A 15,292-nucleotide genomic window follows, 5' to 3' on the forward strand; every position below is an offset into this window, starting at 1 on the left:
GCTAGTTTCTATTGAGGCGTTGTTGGGATACTACCCTTGACTTATGGTTACTCTAACCCGCTGGCATAATCGGCCAGGGAGACAGTGTCTGACGGCGACGCGCACCGCCTCCCGGTGCTCGGCGGGCACCTCGGGCGTCAGCACCTCGGAGTACCCGTCGTCGTTGAGGTCGAAGACCTCGGGGCAGAGCGTGCAGCAGACGCCGTGGCCGCGGCAGCGGTCCTCATCGATCGTGATCTTCATCGGGCCTCGTCCGCGGCCGGGGTGAACTCCAGGTTCAGGTGCGTCAGACCCCGCAGGATGTGGGTCGGGACGTAGCGGTAGCGGCGGTCGCCCGCGGGGCCGTGCCGGCGCTCGGACACGCGGATGTCGGCCGTCCGGTCGAGGAGCCGCTCGATGCCCACGCGCGCCTCGGCCCGCGCCAGGGGGGCGCCGGGGCAGGTGTGGGCGCCGCGCCCGAACGCGATGTGGCGGCGGGCGTTCCTGCGGGACGGGTCGAACGTCGCCGGGTCGTCGAAGTGGCGCGGATCCCGGTTCGCGGCCGCGTTCACCAGCATCAGGATCGTGCCGGCGGGGACGTCGACGCCGCCCACCGTCGTCGAGACGCGGGCCAGCCGGAAGTCGCCCTTGATCGGGCTCTCGACCCGGAGGGTCTCCTCGACGAAGTTGGAGATGCGGTCCCGCTCGGAGCGCAGCGTCCGCTGCAGGCCGGGGTCCTCCGCGATCTGCTTGAGCGCCGCGCCGAGCAGCCGGACGGTGGTCTCCTGGCCGGCCGCGAAGACGTTGGCGGCGACGCGGACCACGTCCTCGACCTCGGGCACCGTCCCGTCCGGGAACGTCGCGGTGGCCAGGCCGGTGAGCACGTCGTCGCGCGGCTCGCGGCGGCGGTCCTCGATGTAGGGGACGAAGCGCTCGTACAGGAACTCCAGCGGGCTGTGCGCGAGGGTCTCGTCGCCGGTGCCGCCGATGCCGCCGCCGGACGCCCGCCGCAGCGTCCGGGCGAACTCGTCGCGGTCCTGTTCGGGCATGCCGAGAAGGTCGGCGATGACCAGGAGCGTGAACGGGCCCGCGAAGCCGTCGATCGCGTCGCCCTCGCCGCCGGCGAGGAAGTCGTCGAGCACCCGGTCGGCGAGCCGCCACATGGACGCCTCGTTCTCCTTGAGGCGCTTCGGCGTGATCAGCCGCATGAGCAGCGCGCGGTGCGCGGTGTGCAGCGGCGGGTCGAGCGTGGGGAGCTGGTCGTTCATCGGCAGCTCGCCGCGGTGCCGCTCGATCAGCTCGCTGACGTCGTCGCCTTCGAGCGGGACGGGGAACCCGGGGAACGGCCCGGTCACCGAGACGCACGAGGAGAACGTGTCGGTGTCGTTGTACACCTGGAGCGCCTCGTCGTACCCCGTCACCATCATCACGTCGTGATGGGGCTCGCGCTGGACGGGGCACTTGCCGCGCAGGGCCTCGAAGTAGGGATAGGGGTCCGCGACGAGCTCCTCGTCGCGGAAGAAGTCGAGGGTCTCGAGATCCTTCACTGACCGGCGTCCTTTCCTCGTGCCGCTCAAGACAGCGTGATTCTCATCGATGAGAAGGATGTTACCAAGCCCGGCCCGCCGGCTCTGCGGGGCGGCCGGACGCGTCCCGTTCAGGTGTTGCGGCCGCCGTTGACGCCGATCACCTGGCCGGTGATGTAGCCCGCCTCCTCGGAGACCAGGAAGGCGCACGCCGCGGCGATGTCCTCGGGGCGGCCGGGGCGGCCCACCGGCGTCAGGTCCGCGTGGTGATCGACGGTGCCGCCGAGCAGGCCCTTGCTCTCGGACCTGCGGAGCATCGGGGTGTCGACGAAACCGGGCGGGATGGTGTTGACGGTGATCCCGTCCTGGCCCAGTTCCAGCGCGAGGGCCTTGGTGAAGCCGACGAGGCCGGCCTTCGAGGCGACGTAGTGGGTCATGAACTGCTGTCCCGACTGCGCGCTGGAGGAGGAGATGTTCACGATCCGGCCCCACCCGGCCTCGACCATGTCCGGCACGACCGCCTGGGTGCAGTAGAAGGGGCCGCTGAGGTTCACGGCGATGATCCGGTCCCAGACCTCGTCGGTGATGTGCAGGAACTTCTTGAAGCCCGTCAGCCCCGCGTTGTTGACGAGCACGCTCACCGGGCCGTACAGGTCGCGGATCCGCCGCACCGCGCCGTCCACCTGCGCGCGGTCGGACACGTCCACGCCCCCGAAGGCGGACGCCTCGTGGCCCTTCTCTCGCACCTCGCCGGCCACCCGCTCGGCGGCCTCGGCGTCGAGGTCCAGGACGGCGGTCGCGTACCCGTCCTCGGCCAGCCGGTGGACGATCGCGCGCCCGATGCCCGAACCGCCGCCGGTGACGACCGCCGTCCGCCGCGCGCTCGTGTTCTCCTCGCTCATGGCTGCTCCACTCGTGCCTTTCTCGCCCGCGCCGCGTGCGCCCCGGCGTCCCGCCGGCCCAGAAGTATCATCGGCTTCTCTCCAGACGGTACATAAGATACCGTCTGATGAGAACGATATTTCCAGTGAGAGGGGAACGGGATGCCGATCCGGGACGGCGGAGCGGCCCGGCTGCTCATCGACGGGCGGCTCGAGGAGAGCGGGCGGACGTTCGGCTCGTCCGATCCCGCGACCGGCGACGTCCTCGGCGAGGCCCCGGACGCCACGGTCGCCGACGCCGGGCGCGCGGTCGCGGCCGCCCGCCGGGCGTTCGAGGAGACGGGGTGGGCGACCGACCGGGACCTGCGCGTCACGTGCCTGGAGCAGTTCCACCGCGCGCTCGTCGAGCACCAGGAGGACCTGCGCGAACTGCTCATCGCCGAGGCGGGCGCGCCGCGCATGCTGACCCACGGCGCCCAGCTCGACGAACCCCTGGACCTCGTCCGCTACTACGCGGCCCTGCTGCGCGACCATCCGCTGACGGAAGACCTCGGGCACGCCGAATACCAGGGGCAGCGGCACCACCGCTGGGTGGAGAAGGAGGCCGCCGGCGTCGTCGCCGCGATCACCCCCTACAACTTCCCCGTCCAGCTGGCGCTGGTGAAGCTCGCCCCCGCGCTGGCGGCGGGCTGCACGGTGGTGCTGAAGGGCGCGCCGGACACGCCGCTGGTGACGCTGGCACTGGGCCGGCTGCTCGCCGAGCACACCGACATCCCGGCCGGCGTGGTCAACGTCCTCACCTCGTCGCGGGTCGAGGTCGGCGCGGCGCTCACCACGCATCCGGAGGTGGACGTCGTCAGCTTCACCGGTTCGTCGGCGACCGGCCGCGGCATCCTCTCCGCGGCCGGCGGCACGATCAAGCGGGTCCGGCTGGAGCTGGGCGGCAAGTCCGCGCTGATCATGCTGGACGACGCCGACCTCCGCGCCGTCTCCATGAACGCCGCGTTCGGCATCTGCCTGCACGCCGGCCAGGCCTGCGCGCTGAACTCCCGCCTGCTGGTGCCGCGCGCCCGGCACGACGAGGTCGTCGAGCGCGTCGCCCGCTACCTCGGCAAGGTCGCCTACGGGGACCCGCGCGATCCGAAGACCTACATGGGGCCGTTGATCAGCGAGCGGCAGCGGGAGAAGGTGGACGGGATGGTGCGGCGTGCCGTGAAGGAGGGCGCGAAGCTGGTGACCGGCGGCGAGAAGGTCGACCCGGGGTTCTTCTACACCCCGACCTTGCTGAGCGGTGTGGATCCTGACAGCGAGATCGCGCAGGAAGAGGTGTTCGGGCCGGTCCTCGCCGTCATCGCCTACGACGACGATGACGACGCCGTCCGCATCGCCAACAACTCCGCCTACGGCCTCTCCGGAGCGGTGTACGGCGCCGACGACGAGCGGTGCCTCTCGATCGCGCGCCGCATCCGCACGGGGACCTACAGCGTCAACGGCGGCAACTACTTCTTCTCCGACACGCCGTTCGGCGGCTTCAAGCAGTCGGGGATCGGCCGCGAGAAGGGCGTCTCCGGCCTGGAGGAGTTCCTGGAGACCAAGACGTTCGGGATGGTGGCTCCCGCCTAGCCCTCCGTCAGGGAAGCGGCCCGTGGCACGCGGGCCGCTTCACCGGTCACCGCCCGGTCATTGATGCTGGTGGAGGGCCGGTCGATCGTGGGAAATGCTGTCCCGCCTCCCGTGGGGCGCGCGCGGCGGCGACCGGTTCATGGAGCTGTGGCAGCCGGGAGCGCTGGGCGTATGGGACTACTGTGCGTCACCCGCGACGGCGGCGGGCTGACGGTCAGCCGGCGCGGCCCCTACCGCGACCTTCCCGAATACCCGCTGATCGCGGAGTTCGTCCCGCACATGCTGCTCATGGTGGCGAGCTCGGCGGCCGGGCCGCGTCACGGCTCGCGGCGCAGCAGCGCGGGCAGGTCGGCGCGGCCCGTGACGCCGAGCTTGGCCGAGGCCCGGTACAGGTGGCCCTCCACGGTGCGGACCGACAGGACGAGCCGCCCGGCGATCTGCCGGTTGGTCAGCCCGGCCCCGGCCAGCGCGACGATCTCCCGTTCGCGCGGGGTGAGCGGCGGCGGCAGCGCGGTCGCGGTGAGCGCCGGCGTCCGCGCGCCCTGGCACGCCTCCGCCAGCGAGTGCGCCCGTGCTGCCGCGGCCGCCGCCGGACCGCGGCGCCCGTCGCGGGCGTGGCACGCGGCGGCGTGCGCGGCCGCGTCGGCGGCGGCGAGCACCGCGCCGAGGCGTTCCAGCCGGGCCGACGCGTCCTCCAGGGCGGCGGCGTCACCGTCCCGCAGGCCGCCGGCGTGCGCGGCGGCGGCGGGCGCGAGCGGGCCGTCCACCTCGGAGGCCAGCTCGGCGAGGCGCCCCGCGACGCCGGCGTCACCGAAGCGGGCGGCGGTGTGCAGCGCCGAGACCTCCAGCGCGGGCTGCCCCTGCGACGCGGCGAGCGCGGCGGCCCGCCGGGCGGTCGCGGCGGCCTCGCTGACCGCGCCCTCGGCCGCCGCCACCCACGCCTCGGCCAGCAGGACGTCCGGCGCCATGAACACCAGCGACGGGTGCTCGGCGGCCCGGGCCCGCTCCAGCGCCCGCCTCGCCTCGGGCGCGTCGCCCGTCATCGCGAGCGCGGGCGCCAGCCGCAGCGGCAGGCAGAACGCCCAGCCGCCGGGGTCGGCGCCCTCGATCCCGGCGACCGCCTCCCGCAGCAGCCGCACGGCGCTCCGTACCTGCCCGCGGTCGCGCATCACCTCGGCGTAGGCGCCGCCGGCGAACAGGTACCCGGCGCCGGGAACGGCCCGCGCCGCCTCGTGGAACCGCCGCGCCGCGTCCTCGGCGTCGTGCAGCCGGCCGGCGAGCCGCAGCGCCCGCACCCACGCGTCGAACCCGCCGATCCTTACCTGGCCGGTGCTGTAGGAGACGGCCAGCGCCTCGATCCTGGCCATGGCCTCGCCGAGCCCGTCGAGGCGGCCGAGCCCGCAGCACGCCGCGGCCAGCCCCCACCCGGCGAGCGTCACCGCCTCCGGCGACGACGCCGACGCCATGACGGCGCGCGCCGCGGCGGCGGACCTCCCGGGGCGGGCGAGGAACGCGTCGAAGACCGAGCGCATCGCGGTCAGCGCGTCGCGCGCGGCCGGGTCGCGGACGGCGGCCTCCGCCTCGGCGAGCACCACCTGCGCGTCGTCCGGGCGGGCCAGAGTCCAGAACAGGTTCCCGACCCGCGGCAGCGTCGCCCGGACGCGCTCGGCGTCGTCGCCCGCGAGCGCCTCCAGCGCGGCCAGTTCCTCCTCGGCCTCGGCGCCGTCGCGGGACCACGGGCGCGCGTAGCCGAGGACGCGCCGCACCGCCGGCCCGCCGCCCGCCCGCACGGCCGCCGCCGCGAGCCGGGCCGCCAGCGCGAAGTCCAGCATCTCCAGCGCGGTGCCCGCAGCGGCGGCGAGGACGTCCGCGTCGTGGGGAAGGTCGGAGTCGAGCATGAGCACGGCGCGGCGGAGCGTGTCGTCCGCCCGGCGCGCCCCGGTGCCCGCCAGTGCCCGGGCGATGCGGCCGCGCCACCGGCGCGCGCGCAGCCGCCCGCATGACGCCCGCTCCACCTCCCCGTACAGCGGATGCGCCAGCCGCGCCTGCTGGCGGCGGCCGTCCGCGCGGACCTCGATCAGCCCGCGCGCCTCCGCGTCCTCGACCGCCGCCTGGTCGGTCAGCCGCGCCAGCAGCGGCACGCCGAGCGGCTCCCCGAACGCCAGCGCGTCCAGGACGTCGCGCTGCGCCGCGGTGAGCCGCCCCATCCGGGCCCTGATCAGGTCCGTCAGGCCGGGCGGCAGCGCGGGCCCGGACCGCCACCGCCACACCCCGTCCACCTCGCGCAGCCGGCCGGCGTCCACCTCGCCGTCGACCAGATGCCGCAGGTAGAGCGCGTTCCCCTGGGTGACCGTCCACAGCCGCGCCGCGTCCCGGCTGTCCACCGGACCGCCGAGGACCGCCTCCAGCAGCCGCGTCGTCCGTGTCGAGGGGAGCGGCCGCAGCTCCAGCCGGGTCAGGTGCCCGTCCTTCCACAGCGCGGTGACGACGTCCGGCGCCGGTTCCCCGGCGCGCAGCGTGAGCACGCCCCGCGCCGCGCGCCGCAGCACCAGCTGCTGGACGACGAACGCCGACAGGTCGTCCAGCAGATGGGCGTCGTCGACGCCGACGACCGCGCCGCCCGGGCCAGCACCCGCCAGGACGTCCGTCGCCCGGCGCACCAGCTCCGCGGGATCGCCGCCGGTCTCGCCGAGCAGGGCGGCGAACGCGCCGAGCGGGAGCGTCCTCGCGGCGTTCGACGCGGCGGCCCAGCGGACGGCGGCACCATGCCGTTCCGCCGCCGCCAGGGCCTCGCGCGCGAGCCGCGTCTTGCCGACGCCGGGAGGGCCCGCCACCACCACTCCGGCGGGCCCTTCGCGCGCCTCCAGAACGCCGGTGATGTACCGCAGTTCCTCATCGCGCCCGGTGAGCGGCCACCCGCGCCACATAGGCGGGACAGTACCCACGCGTCACGCAGGGGAGCCCCTTGGACACTGACCGGCTTCGGCCGTTCGTGCCCGGCGGGGGCCTGCGAAGCCCGATCCGGCCGGAAGACGAGTAGTCCGTTACTCATGCGCATTGGGACCGCCACGCCCATGCTTGCCTCACGCGAGGCGGCGATGGCCCGCCGCCGACAGGGCGACCGGCGCGCCGGGGGGGCGCGCCGGTCATCAAGGGAGGTCGGAAGGCATGTCCGGGTGGTATCGGCAGCGGGTGCCGGCGGCCGCGCTGGCGCTGTGCCTGGCGTGCGCCGCGTGCGGGGGCGGCGACCACGGCTCGCGAGGTGCGAGCGGGTCTGGCGGGGGATCCTTGGGCGGTTCGCAGCGGGGCGGTCAGGGACCGGGGGCGGGCGGCCCCGGCGGTCCGGGCGCGGGCAACGGTGGGGGCGGCGAGGCTCCCGGCAGCCCGATGCGCGTTCCGGAACTTGACAACCCGCCGGTCAGCCAGCGAGCACCCGAGGACATCCGGGAGGTGCTCCTGGCACAACTGGCCCCCATCTGCCGGAGCCACGGGTGGACCCCGCCATGCGTCGACGTGGAGATCCACCATGAGGACCTCGGCAACCCCGACAAGACCCTCTGCCTCGGCGACCACCTGGACCCTTCCGAAGGCGCGCCCCTCCGGCGGGGCCAGACGATCGTCATCGTGACGGGGGACGGTCCGTGCCTCGACGGCGGATCGCCCGATCCCGGGCCTCCGGAACCGGAGAGCCCGCCCCCGGACGGCGGGTCGCCCGCGCCCGAGGCGTCCTCTTGACGGCCGGCGCCGAGAACACGGCGGCACCGCCCGAAGAGCGGCCGCCACCGGCGCCGCCTCAGCCGTCTCCACCCGCACGGTCGCCCGCGTCCGCCCCGCCCGCGCCCGGGACGGAGGGGGAGTCCGGCGCCGAGGTGAACGAGAGCGCCTACACGTCGGGGCTGCGGAGGTTCGGCGACGTCCTCCGGTCGGTCGTCGCGCCGACGGCGCTGGCCTCCGCGCTGCTGTACTACTTCGGCTGGAACGACGTGAACTGGTTCTTCCAGTACTTCGGGGTGAACGCCAACGCCCTGAACTTCACGACCGTGGACTACCTCATCTACAGCGTCGACGCGTTGTACGTCCCGCTGACGGTCGGCGCGCTGGCCGGGCTGGTCGCGGTGTGGGCGCACCTCCTGCTGCGCGGACGCGTCGCCACCCGGTTCGGGCCGCGCGTCCCCGCCGTCCTGCTGGGGTGCGTGGCGCTGACCGGGCTCGTGCTGGGCGCGGTCGGCGCGCTCAGCCTCGTGGTCCGGACGCCGCTCAGCGCGCATCTGGACGCGGCGCCGCTCGGCCTGGCGGGCGGGGTGGTCCTGGTGGCCTACGCGGGTTACCAGTGGGGCGGGCCGGTCGCCGGGCGGGCGGGCGCGTTCCAGGAGGCGGCCGTGCAGTGGACGATCGTCTACACGCTCGTGGCGGTCAGCCTCTTCTGGGCCGCGACGGACTATTCGGCCGCCGTCGGGACGTGGCGCGCGCACCGGCTCGTCGACCGTCTCGCCACCTACCCCGACGTCGTCATCTACAGCCTGCACGGGCTGAGCATGAGCGCGCCGGGTGTGCGGGAGACGCGCTGCAAGGGACCCGAGTCGGCCTTCCGGTACCGCTACGACGGCCTCAAGCTCGTGATCCGCTCCGGCGACCAGTACTTCCTGCTGCCCGCCACATGGCGGCCCGACGGCGGCACCGCGTTCCTCATACCGCGCGACTCGTCACTGCGGCTGGAATTCCGGCGGGCCGCCGCCCGTCCCGTTCCGCCATCCGCCTGCTAAAGCGCGGCCAGGCCGTTCATGCGCGCGAATCCACGAGACCAGAGCACCCTGAAAAGGGTCAGTGCTCCGCGTCGAGGAGTCGTGACAGCAGGGCGATGAATTGGCGCCGCTGGGCGGCCGTCAGGGGCGCGAGGAATTCGTCCTGGACGCCGTCGATGACCTTGTCGAGTTCGAGGAGCCGTTCGACGCCCGCCGGTGTGATCGTGACGATGTTCCGCCGCTTGTGGGCGGGGTCGGCCGCGCGCTCGACCAGGTTGCTCGACTCGAGCCTGGTCATGGCGGCGGTCACGTCGCTGCGATCGATCCCGGTCCTGCGGCCGAGGTCGGCCTGACTCTGGGGTCCCCACTCCTCCAGGGCGGCGAGGAGCCGGTAGTGGTAGCTGCGCAGTCCGTCGCCATGGGCCTCGAAACCGGCGCCGAGCAGGCCCGATGCGCGGTTGTGCGCTCGGCTGACCAGCCAGGTCGCGCGTCCTTCGAGCCGGGCCGGAGTGCTGCCGGGGTCGTGATGGGTCATGGGCACCCGGCAAGCCTAACAGTTGTGGGTTGAGCCAACACTCGCTATGTTGGCCACGCCAACACAGGTGGTGCGTCGCCGACCGCCGACCGCCCCGAATTCCGTCGCCAGGGAGATCTGACCGTGAACACTTCGCCCAAGAACGAGCCCGGCCGCGTTCTCGTCATCGGCCGCAGTCCCAGCGTGCTCCTCGCCACCGTCGACATCCTGCGGGCCAAGGGCTATTCCGCGGACGCCACGAACCGGTTCGACAAGGTCCTCGACGACTACGACGCCGCCGAAATCGACGTCGTGGTCTTCGGCGGCATGGTCCCCGCCGACACGAAAGGACACCTGCGCGAGGCCGTTTCCGCGCGCAACCCGGACGTGACCTTCATCCAGGGCCTCGCCGGGATCGCCGGCCTCATCGCCGCCCAGGTCCAAGCCGCCACCTCGGCCGGAACCCCCGAAGGCGGCCGAGCCGCCTACGACGCCGCGCAGCGCTCGGTGCGGCTCACGCTCGACGAGTCCGCCACCGTCACCGTCGAGGCATGGTGGGGCACGTCCTTCGTGCCGCCGGAGCCCAAGAGCGCATCGGGGCTCGTCTTCCACGGCCGGCTCGACGCGGGGACGCACACCATCCCGCTGCCCGACCATGTGCCGCCCGTCGCGTCCTTCGCCGCCGTCACCGTCGGCCCGTCCGTCCAGGTGTTCACCGTCGGCCCCATGCCCGACGCCGTCACGCGGCTCGCGCCCGCCTCGGCCGCCGACGACCGGCTTCCCCAGGTCGGCCGCGTCACGACCGGCAGCGATGACCGGTAACGCGACCGCGGCGGTCGCGGATCCGGTCCCGAACCGCCGGCTCGGCGTCGCGACGTGGGTCATCGCCTTCGCGCGGTTCCTCGTCGTGCTCGACGGCACGATCATGGGGCTGATGCTCGTCGCCGGGCGGGTCGGCGACGTCCACGGCCGCAAGCGGGTCTTCAGGACCGGCCTGGTGCTGTTCGGCGCGGCCTCGCTGCTCGGCGGGCCGGCGCCCACCGGCGGGGCCCTGATCGCCTTCCGCGCCGTCCAGGGCATCGGAGCGGCGATCGCCACCCCCGGCGCGCTGTCGCTGCTGGTCGCCACCTTCCCCGAAGGCAGGCCCCGCGCCAGGGCCCCCTCGCCGCCGCGGGCATCGCGTGGTTCGCCTTCCTGACGGCGCACTCGAGCGTCTACGCGATGGTGATGCCGGCGTCGCTGGTCACCGGCCTGGGCCTAGGCGCCAGCACCGTCGTCGCCGCCGGAATCGGCGTCCGCGGGATCGACGGCTCCGAGGCCGGCATCGGCTCGGCGCTGCTCACCGCCGGCTCGCAGATCGGCGGCGCGCTGGGACTGGCGGGCCTGGCGACCGTCGCGGTCACGACGACGCGGCACGCGGCGAAGGGCACGGCCCCGTCGGACGCGCTGGTCCACGGCTACACCGCGGGCTTCAGGGTCGCCGTCGGGCTATACCTGCTGGGCATCGTGGTCTCCCTGGTCACCATCACGCCGTTCGCGGGACCGCGAGGATCGGCGGGCACGACGGCCAAGGTGACCGAGGACGGTGCCGGTGAGCTCGCGTGACCGTTTCAGCGTGCTCGGTCGCGAGGCCGGGTAACGCGAGGCATCCCAGTGCGTCGTGCCGGCCGCGCACCGGAGAGGAGGGAGGGCCGTCAGCGGCCGGTGCGCCGCCGGTCAGCGGCCGCCGACAGAGTGCTGTTCATCGAGGCAGGACACCCCACGGAGGTTGGATCATGAACGGCACCAGCGTCACCGGTACCCGCGGCGAGTTCCTCATCGACGGCCGCCGGCTGTCCTACCGGGACTTCGGCGGGACGGGCCGTCCGCTGCTGGCCCTGCACGGCCACCTCTACGAGGGGGAGACGTGGGAGCGGCTGGCTCGGGCGCTGGCGCCGCAGTGGCGGGTCATCGCGCCGGACCAGCGCGGGCACGGCGACTCCGACCGGGCCGCCACCTACACCCGCGAGGACTACGTCGCCGACGCGATCGCCCTGCTGGACCACCTGGGGATCGAGGAGGCGGTGACGCTCGGCCACTCCGGCGGCGGCATCACCGCGTTCCAGATCGCCGCCCGGCACCCCGAGCGGGTTCCGGCGATCGTCAACGTCGAGGGCCCGGTCTGCGACCTCGACGAGGGGCCGAGCGCACTGTCGTTCGTGCTGTCGATGCCGTACACCACCCCCGACCGGCAGGCGCTCCTGGACGCCATCGGCCCGCTGGCCCCGATGCTCGGCGGCAAGCTGCGTCCCACCGCCGACGGCGGCTGGCGGCTGCCGTTCCACCCGCAGGACACCATCGCCTCAGAGCAGGGCACCCACGGCGACCACTGGGCCGACTGGACCGCCACCTCCTGCCCCGCGCTGTTCGTGCACGCCCGCGACAGCCAGGTCATCACCCCCGAGGAAGGCCGCCAGATCGTCGCGCGGCGTCCCGGCACCCGCCTCGCCCGGCTCGACGGCGACCACTTCGCCCACACCACCGACCCGGACGGTTTCGCCGCCGCCGTCAAGGAGTTCCTCGACACCCTCAGCTGACCGTCTAGGGCCGTGGCGCGGGAAGCGGGAGAGCGAGGCCGGCCTTGACGGTGTCGAAGACGACGAGGGTCTCGTAGCGCCTGATGTTGTCGTCGGCCTTGAAGAGGCGGTCACCGAGGCGGCCGCAGTCGCGCATGCTCCGCGCGGCCAGGACGACGACGTAGTCCCATGGCCCCGCGACCCGGTAGCACTGCTGGACCTGCGGCTCGGAGTGCATCCGGTCGGCGAAGGCGCGGTGGTGCTCGAAGGACTCCCTGTCGAGGGTCACCAGGACCGTGGCGAGGACGGTGGGGCCGAGGCGGTGCGGGTCGAGGACGGCGACCTGCCTGCTGATGAGGCCGTCCTTGCGGTAGCGGGCGATCCGCCGCTGGACGGCGCTGGGGGAGAGCCCGACCTGGTCGCCGAGCTCGTGCAGGGTGCGCCCGGCGTCGTGCTGGAGCAGGTCCAGCAGCAGGGCGTCGATCTCGTCCAGGCGCGGCGGCGGTGATTCGGGCACGCAAGATTATTGCGTGACGGTGCGAATTCCCTCAATCGCATCGATCATGAGTTCGAATAGCGTCGGCCGGGTCCGCAGGCCTCCGAGGGAAGGCGACGAGCATGGACCTGGACACCGCACGGATCGAGAAGGCGGTACGGATGATCGATCCGGTGTTCCTCGACACCCCGCAGTACCTCGACGAGCAGCTGTGCCGGGCGCTGGGCGGCCGGGCGGTGACGGTGAAGCTGGAGACGGCCAACCCGGTGCGCAGCTTCAAGGGCCGGGGCGCCGATCTGATGCTGAGCACGCTCGCCCCCGGCACCCCGGTGGTGTGCGCCAGCTCGGGCAACTTCGGCCAGGCCGTCGCCTACGCGGGACGGGCCCGCGGGATGCCGGTCGAGGTGTTCGTGCCCGAGACGGTCAACCCCGCCAAGCGGGAGCGGATGGAGACCTTCGGCGCCCGGGTCGTCGCGGCGGGGGCGGACGGCGCGGCGGCGCGGAAGGCCGCAGCCGACCACGCCGAACGCCGTCCCGACCGCGTCTACCTGCAGGACGGCCTGCAAGCCGCGATCGCCGAGGGCGCCGGGACGATCGGAGTCGAGCTGACCAGGGGCGCGCCGCACGGCCGGGGCTTCGACGCCGTCGTGCTCCCGGTGGGCGACGGCGCGCTGATCAACGGCGTGGCGCGCTGGATGAAGGAGCACGCGCCCGCCACCCGGATCGTCGGGGTCAACGCCGAAGGCGCCCCCTCCATGCTGGAGAGCCTGCGCGCCGGCCGCCCGGTCCGTCTCGACCACGTCCGCACCTTCGCCGACGGCATCGCGGTGCGCGCACCACTGGAGGCCGCGGTGCGACGGGCCCGCGCCCTGGTGGACGAGATCGTCCTGGTGACCGACGAGGCCATCGCCGCGGCCATGGAACTGGCGGCGCGCACGCTCGGGATCCTCCTGGAACCGGCGGGGGCGGCGGGCCTGGCGGCGATCGCCGAGGGCGCGGTCGCCGGCGACCGGGTGGCGACGGTGCTGACCGGCGCCAACCCGCGTCCCGAACAGGTCCGGGAGCTGGCGGCCAGGCTCGCGCGTCCCGCGTAGGCGCCGGGTCGCGCCCGGACGCGCCAGGGATGGGCGCGCCTCGCGGTGGGCGTCGACCGGCGCGCACGGCCGTGTTCGGCGAGAGCTTCGGCGCGCTGATCAGCGCCCTGACGGCCGTCCGGGACGTCCGCACCTCAGATCGCGGTGAAGCCGCCGTCCGCCGCGACCACCGCACCGGTGACGAAACCGGAGCGCGGCGATGCCAGGAAGCAGAGCACTTCGGCGATCTCCTCGGGCTGCGCGACCCGGCCGAGGGGCTGGGCGCCGGCGAACGAGGCCAGGTACTCCCGGCTGTCGGGGCGGAAGGCGTCGAGGAAGTCGGTTTCGATGACCCCCGCCGCCACGATGTTCGCCCGGATGCCCAGCGGCCCGCCCTCGACGGCGAGGACCTTGGTCAGCTGAGCCAGGGCGCCCTTGGACGCGCTGTAGGCGGCACCGTCGGGCAGCGCGACGGTGCCGGCGTAGGACCCGGTGCTCACGATCGCCCCGCCCCCTCGGTCGCGCATCGCGCGGAACGCCTCACGCGCGAAGAGGAACGACGCCCGGGCGTTGACGGCCATCACCGCGTCCCAGTCCCGCGCCGTGGTGTCGGTGATCGGCTTGTTGAGGGTGCGTCCGGCGTTGTTGACCAGGATGTCGAGCCCGCCGAAGGCGCCGACGGCCTCCCGCACCGCGTCGCGCGCGGCGGTCTCGTCGGTGATGTCCCGGACCAGGGGCCGGACGCCGGGGAACTCCTCGGCCAGCTCGTCGACCTCGGGCCGCCGGTCGACCGCGACGAGCCGCGCGCCTCGGCCGTGCAGCAGCCGGACGGTCTCCCGGCCGACGCCGCGCGCCGCCCCGGTGACCAGGGCGATCCTGCCGGCGAACTCGGCGGTCCCGGTGGACGGATTCGCAGATGCCATTGTGCCTTCCTTCGTTTCACCGCTGTCGGGTGCCAGGGGCGGACGCGAGGACGCGGTGCCCCGCGTTCCGATCGGCGGCCCGCCGCTCAGTGCGCGGTGAGCCCGCCGTCGACCACGAGTTCCGAGCCGGTGACGAACGACGAGTCGTCGCAGGCCAGGAAGAGGAAGGCGGGCGCGATCTCGTCGGCGCGGCCGGCCCGCCGCATCGGGGTGCGCCGGATGTCCGGCTGCCGGTCGCCCTGCTCGTCCAGGACGTCCTGGATCATCGGCGTCGCGACGACGCCGGGATGCACCGAGTTGACCCGCACTCCCTGCCGCGCGTACTCGACCGCGGCGGTCTTGCTCAGCAGCCGGACCGCGCCCTTGGACGCCTGGTAGGCCGCGGCGGCGCCGCTCCCCACCAGGCCGAGCACCGACGAGGTGTTGACGACCGACGCGTTGCCGCTCTCGCGCAGGAGCGGCATCGCCGCCTTCATGCCGAGCCAGGTGCCCTTCTGGTTGACGTCGATCACGCGGTCCCAGGTGTCCTCGCGCGTGTCCTCGATGCCCGGCCAGTCCACGATGCCGGCGAGGTTCACCAGCACGTCCAGCGTCCCGAAGCGGTCGCGCACGAGGGTGATCACCTCGTCCCACTCCCGCGCGGACGAGACGTCCAGGCGCGCTTCGACGACCTCGGCGCCGCGGGCCCGGACGCGGCGGGCCAGGTCCCGCAGGGGCGCCTCGGCGATGTCGGTGATCACCAGCCGGGCGCCCTCGCGGGCGAAGAGTTCGGCCGTCGCGGTGCCGATGCCGCCGGTCGCGCCGGTGATCAGCGCGACCCTGCCGGCGAGCCGCCGTCCTGTCATGGATGTGCCTCCCGATTTCCGCGGCCTGGCTCCCCGGTGGAGCCGGGCCTTGTTCTCCACCGAGTCTGCGCAGGTCAGCGGGCATTAACCAGGACGCGGGGGGGGGGTGGGGGGGGGGCCCCCGCCCCCCCCCGG

The 15,292-nt window shown here is 74.0% G+C and carries 16 protein-coding genes; 8 read left to right on the plus strand and 8 right to left on the minus strand.

Annotated elements, in window-relative coordinates; genetic code table 11:
- Positions 1–30: 30 nt before the first annotated feature.
- The 3 genes from ABZ914_RS30795 to ABZ914_RS30805 all read right to left on the minus strand — a co-directional run bounded on the left by ABZ914_RS30795 (position 31) and on the right by ABZ914_RS30805 (position 2,407).
- Entirely contained in the window at positions 31–243 is a 213-nt protein-coding gene (locus tag ABZ914_RS30795; protein ID WP_500197492.1) for a ferredoxin, read from the minus strand.
- A complete protein-coding gene (locus tag ABZ914_RS30800) occupies positions 240–1,526 on the minus strand; it encodes a cytochrome P450 (RefSeq protein ID WP_500197494.1) in 1,287 nt (428 codons plus the stop codon). The genes ABZ914_RS30795 and ABZ914_RS30800 overlap by 4 nt, the downstream gene beginning before the upstream one ends.
- A gap of 110 nt (positions 1,527–1,636) precedes the next feature.
- The gene (locus tag ABZ914_RS30805) at positions 1,637–2,407 is read right to left on the minus strand and encodes an SDR family NAD(P)-dependent oxidoreductase (protein WP_500197495.1); all 771 of its coding nucleotides are present in this window, start codon (positions 2,405–2,407) and stop codon (positions 1,637–1,639) included.
- A gap of 141 nt (positions 2,408–2,548) precedes the next feature.
- On the opposite strand from ABZ914_RS30805, the gene ABZ914_RS30810 reads away from it, so the two are divergent.
- Entirely contained in the window at positions 2,549–4,009 is a 1,461-nt protein-coding gene (locus ABZ914_RS30810; protein WP_500197496.1) for an aldehyde dehydrogenase family protein, read from the plus strand.
- Positions 4,010–4,326: 317 nt separating this feature from the next.
- On the opposite strand, the gene ABZ914_RS30815 is transcribed toward ABZ914_RS30810, so the two are convergent.
- Complete coding sequence (locus ABZ914_RS30815; protein WP_500197497.1) at positions 4,327–6,936, minus strand: helix-turn-helix transcriptional regulator; 2,610 nt, start codon at positions 6,934–6,936, stop codon at positions 4,327–4,329.
- Between the two features lie 460 nt (positions 6,937–7,396).
- On the opposite strand from ABZ914_RS30815, the gene ABZ914_RS30820 reads away from it, so the two are divergent.
- Both ABZ914_RS30820 and ABZ914_RS30825 read left to right on the plus strand, forming a co-directional pair.
- Positions 7,397–7,744 carry a hypothetical protein gene (locus tag ABZ914_RS30820; RefSeq protein WP_500197499.1) on the plus strand — a complete coding sequence of 116 codons (348 nt, stop codon included), beginning with the start codon at positions 7,397–7,399 and terminating at the stop codon, positions 7,742–7,744.
- Between the two features lie 134 nt (positions 7,745–7,878).
- The gene (locus ABZ914_RS30825) at positions 7,879–8,772 is read left to right on the plus strand and encodes a hypothetical protein (protein ID WP_500197500.1); all 894 of its coding nucleotides are present in this window, start codon (positions 7,879–7,881) and stop codon (positions 8,770–8,772) included.
- 58 nt (positions 8,773–8,830) lie between these two features.
- Here the strand turns inward: ABZ914_RS30825 and ABZ914_RS30830 are convergent, their stop codons facing one another.
- Positions 8,831–9,286 (minus strand): MarR family winged helix-turn-helix transcriptional regulator, encoded by a 456-nt coding sequence (locus ABZ914_RS30830; RefSeq protein WP_500197512.1) that lies wholly within the window; start codon positions 9,284–9,286, stop codon positions 8,831–8,833.
- A gap of 123 nt (positions 9,287–9,409) precedes the next feature.
- Between ABZ914_RS30830 and ABZ914_RS30835 the strand changes: the two genes are divergently transcribed.
- The 4 genes from ABZ914_RS30835 to ABZ914_RS30850 all read left to right on the plus strand — a co-directional run bounded on the left by ABZ914_RS30835 (position 9,410) and on the right by ABZ914_RS30850 (position 11,841).
- On the plus strand, positions 9,410–10,087 hold the full coding sequence (locus tag ABZ914_RS30835) for a hypothetical protein (protein ID WP_500197501.1): 678 nt from the start codon (positions 9,410–9,412) through the stop codon (positions 10,085–10,087).
- Positions 10,077–10,463, plus strand: a complete 387-nt coding sequence (locus tag ABZ914_RS30840) for an MFS transporter (RefSeq protein ID WP_500197503.1) — start codon at positions 10,077–10,079, stop codon at positions 10,461–10,463. The genes ABZ914_RS30835 and ABZ914_RS30840 overlap by 11 nt, the downstream gene beginning before the upstream one ends.
- 23 nt (positions 10,464–10,486) lie before the next feature.
- Positions 10,487–10,870 (plus strand): hypothetical protein, encoded by a 384-nt coding sequence (locus ABZ914_RS30845; RefSeq protein WP_500197504.1) that lies wholly within the window; start codon positions 10,487–10,489, stop codon positions 10,868–10,870.
- A gap of 170 nt (positions 10,871–11,040) precedes the next feature.
- Complete coding sequence (locus ABZ914_RS30850; RefSeq protein ID WP_500197506.1) at positions 11,041–11,841, plus strand: alpha/beta fold hydrolase; 801 nt, start codon at positions 11,041–11,043, stop codon at positions 11,839–11,841.
- 4 nt (positions 11,842–11,845) lie between these two features.
- On the opposite strand, the gene ABZ914_RS30855 is transcribed toward ABZ914_RS30850, so the two are convergent.
- Complete coding sequence (locus tag ABZ914_RS30855) at positions 11,846–12,337, minus strand: Lrp/AsnC family transcriptional regulator (protein ID WP_500197507.1); 492 nt, start codon at positions 12,335–12,337, stop codon at positions 11,846–11,848.
- A gap of 101 nt (positions 12,338–12,438) precedes the next feature.
- Between ABZ914_RS30855 and ABZ914_RS30860 the strand changes: the two genes are divergently transcribed.
- On the plus strand, positions 12,439–13,410 hold the full coding sequence (locus ABZ914_RS30860) for a threonine ammonia-lyase (protein WP_500197508.1): 972 nt from the start codon (positions 12,439–12,441) through the stop codon (positions 13,408–13,410).
- Between the two features lie 134 nt (positions 13,411–13,544).
- Here ABZ914_RS30860 and ABZ914_RS30865 read toward each other — a convergent pair whose 3' ends face one another.
- Together ABZ914_RS30865 and ABZ914_RS30870 are read right to left on the minus strand one after the other, a co-directional pair.
- Positions 13,545–14,312, minus strand: a complete 768-nt coding sequence (locus ABZ914_RS30865) for an SDR family NAD(P)-dependent oxidoreductase (RefSeq protein WP_500197510.1) — start codon at positions 14,310–14,312, stop codon at positions 13,545–13,547.
- 86 nt (positions 14,313–14,398) lie between these two features.
- Positions 14,399–15,157, minus strand: coding sequence for an SDR family NAD(P)-dependent oxidoreductase (locus tag ABZ914_RS30870; RefSeq protein WP_500197511.1), 759 nt, complete (start codon positions 15,155–15,157; stop codon positions 14,399–14,401).
- Positions 15,158–15,292: the final 135 nt, after the last annotated feature.

Source organism: Spirillospora sp. NPDC046719 (genome assembly GCF_040645715.1).
Classification (GTDB): Bacteria; Actinomycetota; Actinomycetes; order Streptosporangiales; family Streptosporangiaceae; genus Spirillospora.